This window comes from Sphingomicrobium astaxanthinifaciens (genome assembly GCF_022865105.1).
Taxonomy (GTDB): Bacteria; Pseudomonadota; Alphaproteobacteria; order Sphingomonadales; family Sphingomonadaceae; genus Sphingomicrobium; species Sphingomicrobium astaxanthinifaciens.
On record NZ_JAKNYM010000002.1, the window covers coordinates 273,767 to 284,820 of the forward strand.

Annotated in this window: 10 protein-coding genes and 1 tRNA gene; 3 read left to right on the forward strand and 8 right to left on the reverse strand. The window is 71.5% G+C overall.

All coding sequences use genetic code 11. The annotated features are described in order from the left end of the window. Positions 1–34 precede the first annotated feature (34 nt). Positions 35–2,374 (reverse strand): FtsK/SpoIIIE family DNA translocase, encoded by a 2,340-nt coding sequence (locus L8951_RS05165; RefSeq protein WP_265535824.1) that lies wholly within the window; start codon positions 2,372–2,374, stop codon positions 35–37. Positions 2,375–2,469: 95 nt separating this feature from the next. Here L8951_RS05165 and L8951_RS05170 point away from each other — a divergent pair, with 95 nt between their 5' ends. Further along, positions 2,470–3,684 carry a UbiH/UbiF/VisC/COQ6 family ubiquinone biosynthesis hydroxylase gene (locus L8951_RS05170; protein WP_244381941.1) on the forward strand — a complete coding sequence of 405 codons (1,215 nt, stop codon included), beginning with the start codon at positions 2,470–2,472 and terminating at the stop codon, positions 3,682–3,684. Between the two features lie 8 nt (positions 3,685–3,692). Here the strand turns inward: L8951_RS05170 and L8951_RS05175 are convergent, their stop codons facing one another. After that, the gene (locus L8951_RS05175) at positions 3,693–4,325 is read right to left on the reverse strand and encodes an LON peptidase substrate-binding domain-containing protein (RefSeq protein WP_244381942.1); all 633 of its coding nucleotides are present in this window, start codon (positions 4,323–4,325) and stop codon (positions 3,693–3,695) included. Further along, positions 4,322–5,233: a tetratricopeptide repeat protein gene (locus tag L8951_RS05180; RefSeq protein ID WP_244381943.1), complete on the reverse strand. Its 912-nt coding sequence runs from the start codon at positions 5,231–5,233 to the stop codon at positions 4,322–4,324. Before L8951_RS05180 ends, L8951_RS05175 begins: the two co-directional genes overlap by 4 nt. A gap of 160 nt (positions 5,234–5,393) precedes the next feature. Here L8951_RS05180 and L8951_RS05185 point away from each other — a divergent pair. Next, positions 5,394–5,468: transfer RNA gene (locus tag L8951_RS05185), tRNA-Gly, on the forward strand. A gap of 86 nt (positions 5,469–5,554) precedes the next feature. Here the strand turns inward: L8951_RS05185 and L8951_RS05190 are convergent. Further along, positions 5,555–5,800, reverse strand: coding sequence for a response regulator transcription factor (locus L8951_RS05190; RefSeq protein WP_244381944.1), 246 nt, complete (start codon positions 5,798–5,800; stop codon positions 5,555–5,557). A 335-nt stretch (positions 5,801–6,135) separates the two neighbouring features. Between L8951_RS05190 and L8951_RS05195 the strand changes: the two genes are divergently transcribed. Beyond that, positions 6,136–6,660, forward strand: coding sequence for a DUF2721 domain-containing protein (locus tag L8951_RS05195; RefSeq protein ID WP_244381945.1), 525 nt, complete (start codon positions 6,136–6,138; stop codon positions 6,658–6,660). On the opposite strand, the gene trpA is transcribed toward L8951_RS05195, so the two are convergent. Genes trpA through trpD form a run of 4 tightly spaced genes read right to left on the reverse strand, consistent with a single transcriptional unit; the run spans position 6,657 to position 11,047 of the window. After that, entirely contained in the window at positions 6,657–7,457 is an 801-nt protein-coding gene (gene trpA / locus L8951_RS05200; RefSeq protein ID WP_244381946.1) for a tryptophan synthase subunit alpha, read from the reverse strand. The genes L8951_RS05195 and trpA overlap by 4 nt on opposite strands. Further along, positions 7,454–8,635: a tryptophan synthase subunit beta gene (trpB, locus tag L8951_RS05205; protein ID WP_244381947.1), complete on the reverse strand. Its 1,182-nt coding sequence runs from the start codon at positions 8,633–8,635 to the stop codon at positions 7,454–7,456. The genes trpA and trpB overlap by 4 nt, the downstream gene beginning before the upstream one ends. Continuing rightward, entirely contained in the window at positions 8,632–10,008 is a 1,377-nt protein-coding gene (gene trpCF, locus L8951_RS05210; protein ID WP_244381948.1) for a bifunctional indole-3-glycerol-phosphate synthase TrpC/phosphoribosylanthranilate isomerase TrpF, read from the reverse strand. The genes trpB and trpCF overlap by 4 nt, the downstream gene beginning before the upstream one ends. After that, entirely contained in the window at positions 10,001–11,047 is a 1,047-nt protein-coding gene (gene trpD / locus L8951_RS05215; protein WP_244381949.1) for an anthranilate phosphoribosyltransferase, read from the reverse strand. The genes trpCF and trpD overlap by 8 nt, the downstream gene beginning before the upstream one ends. Between the last annotated feature and the right edge of the window lie 7 nt (positions 11,048–11,054).

Here is an 11,054-nt window from a genome sequence, read left to right on the forward strand (position 1 = left end):
TCCCGGTTCCGGGCAGTTCAGCCGTTGTCCCGCCTCACAGCGGCTGGCCGTCGCGGTCGATCAGCACGTCGCGGCGGCCGACATGGTCGGGCGGGCCGACCAGCCCCTCGTCCTCCATCCGCTCGATCAGCCGCGCGGCGGTGTTGTAGCCGACCCGCAGCTGCCGCTGGAGATAGGAGGTCGAGGCCTTCTGGCTGGTGGCGACGATCTGGATCGCCTGGCGGAACTGCTGGGTTTCGGCGTCGTCCTCGCCCGAGGGTTCGCCGTCGAGGCTGAAGCCCCCGTCCTCGGGTTCCTCGGTGACCGCCTGGATATAGTCCGGGGTGCCCTGCGCGCGCCAGAAATCGGCCACCGCGCGCACCTCCTCGTCCGAGACGAAGGGCCCGTGGACGCGCTCGATCTTCTTGCCGCCGGGCAGGTAGAGCATGTCGCCCTTGCCGAGCAGCTGTTCGGCCCCCTGTTCGCCAAGGATAGTGCGCGAATCGATCTTGCTGGTGACCGCGAAGCTGATGCGGGTGGGCAGGTTGGCCTTGATCACCCCGGTGATGACATCGACGCTCGGGCGCTGGGTTGCCATGATCAGGTGGATCCCCGCCGCGCGCGCCTTCTGCGCCAGCCGCTGGATCAGGAATTCGACCTCCTTGCCCGCGGTCATCATCAGGTCGGCGAGCTCGTCGACCACCACCACGATCTGCGGCAGCGGGGCATAGTCGAGCTCCTCGATCTCGTAGGTCGGCTGCCCGGTCTCGGCGTCATAGCCGGTCTGCACCTTGCGCTCCAATGGCTTGCCCTTGGCGCGCGCCTCGATCACCTTCTTGTTGAACCCCGACAACTGGCGCACCGACAGGCTCGCCATCATACGATAGCGCTCCTCCATCTGCTCGACCGTCCACTTGAGCGCGCGGATCGCTTTGGGCGGTTCGGTCACCACCGGGGCGAGGAGGTGGGGGATATCGTCGTAGATGCTCAGTTCGAGCATCTTGGGATCGATCATGATCATCCGGCATTCGTCGGGGCTGAGCCGATAGAGCAAGCTCATGATCATCGCGTTGAGGCCCACCGACTTGCCCGACCCGGTGGTCCCCGCGACCAGCAGGTGCGGCATCGGCGCGAGGTCGGCAATCACCGGCTCGCCGCCGATATTCTTGCCGAGGATGATGGGAAGCGAGCGACCGTCGCGGGCGAAGTCCTCGCTGCCGAGCAGTTCGCGCATATTGACCATGTCGCGCTGCGCGTTGGGCAGTTCGATCCCGATCACGCTGCGCCCGGGGATGGTGGCGACGCGCGCCGACAGCGCGCTCATGTTGCGCGCGATGTCGTCGGCGAGCTGGATCACCCGGCTCGCCTTGATCCCGCTCGCGGGTTCGAGCTCGTACATGGTGACGACCGGCCCGGGCTTTACCTCGACGATGTCGCCGCGCACATGAAAATCCTCGAGCACGCTCTCGAGGAGGCGCGCGTTGCGCTCGAGCGCGGCCTTGTCGACCCGCGCGTTGACCGCCTCGCCGGGGGGCGTGAGCAGGTCGAGCGCGGGCAATTCGTAGCCGTCGCCCAGCGCGAGGCTCGCCTGCTGCCCGCTCGCCGCCTGCCGCTTGGGGCGCGGGGTCGCGGCGGCGATGACGGGGGCGGCGGGTTCGGCGACCTCGACTTCGGCGCGCGGCGGCCTGGCGGTCTTCTCGCGTTTCTTGCGGCGTTCGCGCGCGGGCGCGGCCGCCTTGTCGCGTCGCAGCCGCGGCGCCCGCAGCGCGTCGCGTTCGGGCAGCAGCTTCGCCAGCGCCGCGCGCTCCTCCGCGCGCAGGGCCAGCGCCATCGCGAACAGCGCGATGCCGCCGAGCGCGGCGATGATCATCAGCGACAGCCGCACCGGCCCCTCGATCGCACGATCGCCGATCAGCCCGACCCCGCTCTCGACCAGCGCGGCGCCGCCCATGCCCGCCAGCCCGCCCCACCCGGCGGGCAAATCGCTGAGGCTGCGGTCCGACAGGAGCGACAGCGCGGTGCCGATGCACAGCGCCGCGGCGAGCCCGAGCAGGATCGCACGCCGCGCGCTGCCCGTCTCGGCCAGCCGCAGCCATCGCCAGCCGCCGACTAGCAGCAGCGGCACGACCAGCACCGCGGCCAGCCCGAACCCCTGCAGCAGCGCATCGCTCGCATAGGCGCCGAACGCGCCGAGCCAGTTGTGCGGCGGCCCCCCGGCCGCGGTCGAGAAGGACGGATCGGTGCGTTCGTGGCTGGCCAGCGCCAGCGCCAACGCGCCCCCGCCCAGCACCATCGCCAGCCCGCCGAGCCGCCGCGCGAGGTCCGCGAAAAAGCCCTCGATCCCCTCGCCCGCGGCGCGCGCGCCACGGGTCACCTTGCCGGCCTTGCTCGCCATGCCCATTCCCCTTCGAAGCGGCCAATATAGCGGCGGGGCCGGGGGGGCGGTCAACGCCCTATCGCTCGCCCGCCAAAAGCCCTATCGAAGCGGCTATGAGCGATGTCATCATCTCGGGCGGGGGCCTCGTCGGCCTCGCCTTCGCCGCGGCGCTCGACAGCGCCGGGCTGCGCGCCACCCTCGTCGATCCCGCCGATCCCGACGCGCGCGCCAACGCCGCCTTCGACGGCCGCACCAGCGCGGTCAGCTCCTCTTCGCGGCGGATGTTCGAGGTCGTCGGCATCGCCCCCCATTTTCCCGAACCCGGGAACCCGATCCGGACCATCAAGGTCGCCGACGGGCTGGCCGAGGGCGGGCTCGCCTTCGAGGCGGGGGCGGAGGAGGAACCGCTCGGCTGGATGCACGAGAACCGCCATCTTCGCGAAGCGCTCCTCAAGCGCGCGCGCGCGGGCCGCCATCTCGACCTGCGTTACGGCCGCCACGCGGTGGCGACGCGGCGCGATGCCAACAGGGTGCGGATGACCCTCGACGATGGCAGCGAGATCGCCGCGCCGCTGCTGGTCGGCGCCGAGGGGCGCAATTCGCCCACCCGCGAGGCGGCGGGGATCCGGGTGGCGCGCTGGAAATATGACCATCATGCGATCGTCTCGACGCTCGCGCACGCGCGCCCGCACGGCGATGTCGCGTGGGAAATCTTCTATCCCGGCGGCCCGTTCGCGCTGCTACCGATGACCGACCTGCCCGACGGGCGCCACCGCTCGGCGCTCGTCTGGTCGGTCCCGACCGCCGATTCGCCCGGGCTGCTCAAGCTCCCGGACGAGGTTTTCGCCGCCGAGGCGGAGCGCGCGATGGGTGGTTTTCTCGGCGCCATCGAGATGCTGAGCCCGCGTTCGACCTACCCGCTCGGCTTCCACCACACGGCGCGGCTCACCGCCGAGCGGATGGCGCTGATCGGCGATGCCGCGCACGGCATCCACCCGATCGCGGGGCAGGGGGTCAACCTGGGCTATCGCGACGCCGCCGCGCTCGCCGAGGTGCTGGTCGAGGGCCGCCGGCTGGGGATGGACCCGGGCGATGCGCAGCTGCTCGAGCGCTACGAACGCTGGCGCAGCCTCGACACGCTGAGCGTGGCCGCCGCGACCGACGGGCTCACCCGGCTCTACGGGGTGCCCGGGCGCACCGCGTCGATGGTGCGGCGGCTCGGCATGGGGCTGGTCAACCGCTTCGGGCCGCTCAAGGAGAAGCTCAAGCAGGAAGCGCAGGGGACGAGCGGCGACCTGCCGCTGCTGCTGCGCGGGCTGCCGATCTAGCCGCGCCGCTACTGCAGCGTCTGGTCGGCCTCGGGACCGCCCGGCGCGATGCGCTGGAACTGCATCAGCTGGACCAGCAGGTCGGCGCGCCCCGCCAGCGCGCGCTCCTCGAGCAGCGCCTGCTTGGAGGGGATGTCGAAGGGCGCGACCTGCGCGATCGCGTTGATCAGCGTCTCGTCGTCGAGCCGCGCCACCGCCTCCCAGTCGACCTCGAGCCCGAGCGCGTCGCCAAAGGCGCGCGCCTCCTGTTCGACCGACGCCCGCCGCGCCGGGCCGAGCGAGCCGATGACACTGTCGTCATAGGCGGCAAGGTCGACATCGAGCTGGCGGTAGAGCGTGTCGACCTGCGGCTCGCGGATCGCGCGAAAGCGCTCGACGCCCTCGAGGATGATGTTGAAGCGCCCGTCGTCGAGTTCCTCGAGCGCGACGATGTCGCCGATGCACCCGACCTGGTGGAGCGCGCGCTCGTCTTCCGGGTCGAGCGGCTGGATCATCGCGATCCGCCCGTCGCTGTCGATGGCGTCGCGCACCATGTCGCGATAGCGCGCCTCGAAGATATGCAGCGGCAATTGCGCGCGCGGGAAGAGGATGGCCCCCGCGAGCGGGAAGATTCGCACGCGCGTCGGGCGCGCGTCCATCATGTGAAGAGCACCGCCGACAGTCGCCGCCGCTGGGTCTTCGACCAGTCGTCCTCGAGCCCCGCCGCCTCGATCAGCTCGAGCAGCGTGGTGCGCGCCTTGCCGTCTTCCCAGTCGCGATCGCGGCCGATGATCTCGAGGAGCTGGTCGGCGGCGGCATCGCGCTCGCCGTCGGCCATCGCCGCCTCGGCGAGCTTGAAGCGCGCCGCGTGATCGTCGGGGTCGGCCTCGAGCCGGGCGACATAGGGGCTGGTATCGACCGCGTCCTCGCCGAGCCGCGCCATCTTGAGCTGGGCGCGCGCTTGCGCGACGGCGGGATCGGCGGCGAGCTTGTCGTCGAGCCCGTCGAGCAACGTCGCGGCGGCCTCGGCCTGCCCGGCGAGGATCTGCGCACGCGCCATTCCGGCGATCGCCCGGGGGTGGTCGGGGGCCAGCTCCCTGATCTGCGAGAACAGGATGATCGCGCGCTCGCCGTCGCCCGATTCGAGCACCTGCTCGCCCATCTCGAGCAGCGGCTCGACCTGCTGCTCGGCCGTCTGCGCGTCGCCCTCGAGGGGGAGCTGGCGGATCATCTGGTCGAGCACCTGCTTGAGCTGGCCGGGGGTGCGATACTGGGTCAGGTCGCCGAGCGGCTGGCCTTGGAAGATGGCATAGACCGTCGGCACCGACTGGATGCGGAACTGCGCGGCGATGAACTTCTGTTCGTCGACATCGACCTTGGCGAGCATCACCCCCTTGTCGGCATAGTCGCTCGCGACCTGCTCGAGGATCGGGGTCAGCTGCTTGCACGGACCGCACCATGCGGCAGTGAACTGGAGGATCACCAGCTTCGACATCGAGGGGGTGATCACCTCGTCCTCGAACCGCTTGAGCGCCGTCTTGTCGTCCTCGCTCATGCCCAGCGTCGCCATTGCCTCATCCCCGTCTACTTGGTTGGTCCGTTGACCGTCATATGGGGTTCGGGGCGGGTCGCACAACCGGGGCTTGAGAATAGGGGTTGCGGCAACCCCCGGGTGCCGCTATCTGCGCCTCCACCCGGTCGGGACGCACTGATTCCCGATCCGCCGATGAGCGGGCGTAGCTCAGGGGTAGAGCACAACCTTGCCAAGGTTGGGGTCGAGGGTTCGAATCCCTTCGCCCGCTCCATTTTTCCCACCGTGACAAGCGATTGGCTGCCTTCGGGGCGGCGTGGCGATGCCGCGTCCAAGCGCGCCCTCGATGCGAAGGGGCGCTCAGCCGTTGCCGACGCTGCGGACCTCGAGATCGCCCCGCGCGATCGCGAGGGCGACGAGGTGGGTCCGGTTGCGCGCGCCCATCTTGTAGCGGATATTTTCGATATAGCGTTCGACCGTGCGCGCCGCGAGCCCGACCGCGGCGGCGATCTGCCGCGCCGATCGGCCGGTGGCGACGAGCTCGAGGATCTCGCTTTCCCTCGGGGTCAATCGTGTCGCACCGTTCGCCACGCTGGAAATGATCATGCCACCGGCTCCCCTATCGCGTCTGGATCTCGCGCTTGAAATTTAAGCCGGACATTAACATCAATTACCCCGGAGAGTCATGCTGTGGTGGTCGATTGACGATGAAATCCCTTCTTTTCCGCTGGATTCCGGCCGGTTCCGCGACATAAATCGCCGCGCCGCGCGGGTCGCGGGCCCCCTCACCCGCGCCGACCGGACGGGCTGGGGGGCGATCGGTGACCCGAGTCGCCCGCCTGGAGGGGCGCGGCGCGGCCGTTGGCGGGCGCTCGCGCGCTGGCCTCTGGCCGCCGCCGCGCGGCTGTGGCAACAGGTGCGGAGGCGAGGGGAGGAGGCCCATGATCGAATTGCTGCATAGTGCCGGGATGGCCGACCTGATCGCGCGCACCGCCTCGACCCCCAAGGTGCAGGGGATCCTCCAGCTGAGCCTCGCCCCCGTCTTCCTGCTCGCGGGGATCGGCGCCTTCCTCAACGTCATGAACATCCGCCTCACCTGGCTGGTCGAGCGGATCAACGCGATCGAGAGCGCGCTCGAGGATCGCCCGGTGCCGCGGCTGGCCGAACAGCTCCCGCTCCTGCTGCGGCGCCAGCGCTACGCCCACCATGCGGTCAACCTGTCGACCGCCGCCGCGTTGATGATCTGCCTCGTCGTCGGGCTGTTGTTCGTGTCCGCCTTCGTGCGCACCCCGCTGGGGACGCTCGTCGCCCTCTCGTGGATCGGCGCGATGGCGCTCATCTTCACCGCGCTGACCTTCTTCCTGCGAGAGACCTCGCTGGCCACGCGCAACCTCGCCGACAGCCGCGAACTGTCGCGCCGGATCGCGCGGAGCGAGCAGGCGGGCGAGGAGCCGCGCGAAGCCTAGCCCCGCGTCGCCGCCTTGAGCGTGGCGACGAACTCGCGCACCGCGGCGGCGGGATCGCTCGCCGCCTGCGCCGCCGCCACGATCGCGCTGCCGCAGATCACCCCCGCCGCGCCCGCCGCGAGCCCGGCGCGCACTTGTGCCGGGGTCGAGATCCCGAAGCCGAGGACCGGAGGCGGTGCGCCCAGTGCGCGCAGCCGATCGAACAGCGCGTCATGGTCGAGCGCCATGTCGGCGCGCTGCCCGGTCACCCCCGCGCGGGCGACGCAATAGATGTAGCCCGACCCGAGCGCGGCGATCCGTTCGAGCGCCGCGGCGCCGGTGTTGGGCGCGGCAATCAGCACCGGGTCGAGCCCGGCCTCGCGCGCGGCATCGGCGAAGCGGGCGGCCTCGAGGCTCGGGACGTCGGCGACCAGCAGGCTATCGGCGCCCGCCCGCGCGGCCGCCGCGCAGAAATCCTCGAGCCCGCGGGCGACGACGAGGTTGGCGTAGGTCAGGATCCCGATCGGCACCTCGGCATGGCGCTCGCGCAGCCGGGCGATGAGCTCGAACGAGGCGCGCGGCGTGATCCCCCCCGCCAGCGCCCGCTGCGCGGCGGCCTGGATCACCGGCCCGTCGGCGACCGGGTCGGAAAATGCGATCCCCACCTCGAGCATGTCGGCGCCCCCGGCGACCGCCGCGTCGAGCAGCGCGAAGCTGGTCTCGGCATCGGGATCGCCGAGCATCAGAAAAGCCCCGAGCGCGCCCTCCCCGGCGGCATCGAGCCGCGCGAACATTCGTCCGTAGCGCTGGTGTCTCATCGGCCGGCCACCAGCTGCATCGCCTGCGCCATGTCCTTGTCGCCGCGCCCCGACAGGTTGACGAGGATCACGCGTTCCTCGCCCGCCGCCTGCGCGGCCGCGACCTGCTTGAACGCCTCGGCCAGCGCGTGCGCGGTCTCGAGCGCGGGGATGATACCTTCCTCGCGCGCGAGGCGCTGGAAGGCGGCGATCGCCTCGGTATCGGTCGCCCCGACATAGGTCGCGCGCCCGCTGGCCATCAGGTGGGCATGCTCGGGACCCACCGCGGGATAATCGAGCCCGGCCGACACCGACCAGCTCTCGCCGACCTGCCCCTCGTCATCCTGCATCAGGTAGGTTTCGGCGCCGTGCAGGATCCCGCGCCGCCCGCGTTGCAGCGTGGCCCCGTGCTCGCCGCTATCGAGCCCCTTGCCCGCCGCCTCGACGCCGACCAGCGCGACCGCGCGGTCGGGCACGAATTCATGGAAGATGCCGATCGCGTTCGAGCCGCCGCCGACGCAGGCGATCACGCGGTCGGGCAGGCGCCCCTCGACCTCGAGCAGCTGCGCGCGTGCCTCGCGCCCGATCACCGCCTGGAAGTCGCGCACCATCTGCGGGAAGGGGTGCGGGCCCGCCACGGTGCCGAGCAGGTAATGGGTGTCGGCAAAGCTCGCGGTCCAGTCGCGCAGCGCCTCGTTGACCGCGTCCTTGAGCGTCCGGCTGCCGATCTCGACCGGCACCACCTCGGCCCCCATCAGCTGCATCCGGAAAACGTTGAGCGCCTGCCGCTCGGCATCGAGCGCGCCCATGTAGATGCGCGTCTTGAGTCCGAACAGCGCCCCCGCGATCGCGGTTGCGACCCCGTGCTGGCCCGCGCCGGTCTCGGCGATCAGCCGGGTCTTGCCCATCCGCTTGGCGAGCAGCGCCTGCGCGATCACCTGGTTGGTCTTGTGCGCCCCGCCGTGGAGCAGGTCCTCGCGCTTGAGGTAGAGCCGGACCCGCTCGTCGCCGATGTTGCGGCACCGCGTGAGCGCGGTCGGGCGGCCCGCATAGGTGCGCAGCAGATGGTCGAGTTCGGCGAGGAAGTCGGGGTCCTCGATTGCCGCGAGATAGGCGGCTTCGAGCTGCTCGATCGCGGGAACGAGGATTTCGGGCACGAAGGCCCCCCCGAAGGCACCGAAGCGGCCGTCCTGTTTCATTGTCCGCTCCTGCGGTCGGGGTGGCGCAGCGCCGCGAACAGCGCTTCGACCTTGGCCGGGTCCTTGGTCCCCGGCGCCGCCTCTACCCCCGAGCAGATGTCGAGCCCATAGGCGCCGGCGCGCGCCGCGGCGCGCACGTTGTCGGGGCCGATCCCCCCCGCGAGGAAGGCGCGGGTCAGGTCGTCGCGGCCGGCGATGCGGCGCCAGTCGAAGGCGACCCCCGTGCCCCCGCTGCGCGTGCCGATGCGCGTGTCGAACAGCGTGCGGTCGGCCTGCGGCACGGCATCGATCGCCGTGCCCTCGACCCCGGCCAGCGCCCAGCATTCGGTGCCCGCGCGCAGGTGCGGGCGCAGCGCGCCGATCTTGGCGCCGGCGCCGGGCTCGTGGAGCTGCACCACGTCGAGGCGCAACGCGCGGCTCGCGGCGGCGATCTCCTCGGGCGGCTGGCCGCGGAACACGCCGACCGTCTGCATCCCGAACTGGCCGGCCATCATGGTCAGCGTGCGGGCCCGCTCGACGTCGATTGCGCGCGGGGTGCCCGGCACGAAGATGAAGCCAACATGGCTCGCGCCCTGCCGCGCCGCGAGCGCGACGTCGGCAACCCGCGTCATCCCGCACAGCTTGACCGGCCCGTGCACCAGCTGGCGCGCGGCGAGCGCGATATCGTCCGCCGCCATCAGCGCCGAGCCGACGAGGAAGCCGTCGACATGGCGCGCGAGCCGTTGCGCATCGGCGTGGCTCGCGATCCCGCTTTCGCTCACCAGCACGACGTCGTGCGGGACGCGCGGGGCGAGCGCCTCGGTCACCGCGAGGTCGGTGGTCAATGTCTTGAGGTTGCGGTTGTTGATGCCGACGAGCCGCGCCCCGAGCCCGAGCGCGCGGTCGAGCTCGGTCGCGTCATGGACCTCGACGAGCACGTCCATGTCGAACCGCGCGGCGCGGGCCATCACCGCCCGGGCGGTCGCATCGTCGAGCACCGAGAGCATCGCCAGCACCGCGTCGGCCCCCGCCGCGCGCACCTCGTCCACCTGCCGCGGGTCGACGATGAAGTCCTTGGCGAGGATCGGTCCGCCATAGTCCTTGCGCAAGGTGGCGAGCAGGTCGAGCGAGCCACCGAAATCCGCTTCGTCGGTGAGGATGCTGATCGCATCGGCGACCGGGCGATAGGCGGCCAGCGCGGCCGCGGGCTGGTGGCGCGCGACATGGCCCGAGGGCGAGCGCGGCTTGATCTCCATGATGAAGCGCGCCCCCGGCCGGGCGAGCGCGGCGGCAAGGCTGCGGCGGGTCGGCGCGGCGGCGATGGTGCGATCCCCCAGCCGATCGGCCACCTCGACCCTCTTGCGCGCGACAATCCGCGCGAGCACGTCATCCATTGCTGGCCTCCACATAGGCGGCGAGCCGCTCGCCCGCCGCGCCCGTGTCGATCGCCGCGCCGGCGGCCGCCACGCCCTCGGCGAGCGTGGCGTGCAACCCGGCGAGATGCAGCAGCGCCCCCGCATTGAGCGCCACCATGTCGCGCTCGGGCTTGCTGCCCTCGCCCTCGAGCAGGCGCCGCAGCCGCACCGCATTTTCCGCCGCCTCGCCCCCCGCGACCGCCTTGAGCGGCGCCGGGTCGAGCCCGACCGCCTCGGGGGCGATGATCTCTTCGCTGATCGTGTCATGGTCGAGCCGCAGCGCGCGGCTGTCGGCGTGCAGCGCGAGCTCGTCGAGCCCGGCGCCATGGACCACCAGCGCCTTCTCGACCCCCATCGCCTGCAGGGTGCGGGCGATGCGGCGCATCAGCGTGGGGTCGGCAACGCCGAGCAGTTGCACCCTGGGGCGCGCCGGATTGATGCACGGGCCGAGCAGGTTCATCACCGTGCGCACGCCGAGCTGGCGCCGCACCGGGCCGGCGTGACGCATGCCCGGGTGGTAGGCGGGGGCGTAGAGGAAGGTGAAGCCGGTCGCATCGAGCAGCGCGCGCGCCGCGTCGGCGGGGATGTCGATCCGCGCCCCCAGCGCCTCGAGCACGTCGGCCGACCCGCATTTGGAGCTGACCGAACGATTGCCATGCTTGGCGATCGGCAGCCTGCAGGCGGCAGCCACGAACCCCGCCGCGGTCGAGACGTTGATGATCCCCGCGGAATCGCCCCCGGTACCGCAGCAATCGGCGAACAGGCCGTCGGGGGAGGGAAAGGCCTCGGCCGCCTCGCCCAGCGCGCGCGCGGCGCCGATCATCTCCTCGGCGGTCTCGCCCTTCATCCGTAGCGCCACGAGCACGCTCGCGATCTCGGCCTCGGACAGGCGCCCGAGGACGAGCCGCTCAAACAGGTGGCGCGCATCGTCGGACGGCAGGTCCTCGCCCGACAGGAGCTTGGGCAGGGGGTTTGGAACGGGGCCCTGGTCGGCGGGCAGGCTGGCTTTATCGAGCATGATGGTC

Bases quoted from the DNA above. Each gene is read 5' to 3' on its own strand.
- L8951_RS05180 (WP_244381943.1), bottom strand. From the start codon at position 5,233: ATGGCGACGCTGGGCATGAGCGAGGACGACAAGACGGCGCTCAAGCGG.
- trpCF (WP_244381948.1), bottom strand. From the start codon at position 10,008: ATGGATGACGTGCTCGCGCGGATTGTCGCGCGCAAGAGGGTCGAGGTG.
- trpA (WP_244381946.1), bottom strand. From the start codon at position 7,457: ATGAGACACCAGCGCTACGGACGAATGTTCGCGCGGCTCGATGCCGCC.
- L8951_RS05190 (WP_244381944.1), bottom strand. From the start codon at position 5,800: ATGATCATTTCCAGCGTGGCGAACGGTGCGACACGATTGACCCCGAGG.
- trpD (WP_244381949.1), bottom strand. From the start codon at position 11,047: ATGCTCGATAAAGCCAGCCTGCCCGCCGACCAGGGCCCCGTTCCAAAC.
- L8951_RS05175 (WP_244381942.1), bottom strand. From the start codon at position 4,325: ATGATGGACGCGCGCCCGACGCGCGTGCGAATCTTCCCGCTCGCGGGG.
- L8951_RS05170 (WP_244381941.1), top strand. From the start codon at position 2,470: ATGAGCGATGTCATCATCTCGGGCGGGGGCCTCGTCGGCCTCGCCTTC.
- L8951_RS05165 (WP_265535824.1), bottom strand. From the start codon at position 2,374: ATGGCGAGCAAGGCCGGCAAGGTGACCCGTGGCGCGCGCGCCGCGGGC.
- trpB (WP_244381947.1), bottom strand. From the start codon at position 8,635: ATGAAACAGGACGGCCGCTTCGGTGCCTTCGGGGGGGCCTTCGTGCCC.
- L8951_RS05195 (WP_244381945.1), top strand. From the start codon at position 6,136: ATGATCGAATTGCTGCATAGTGCCGGGATGGCCGACCTGATCGCGCGC.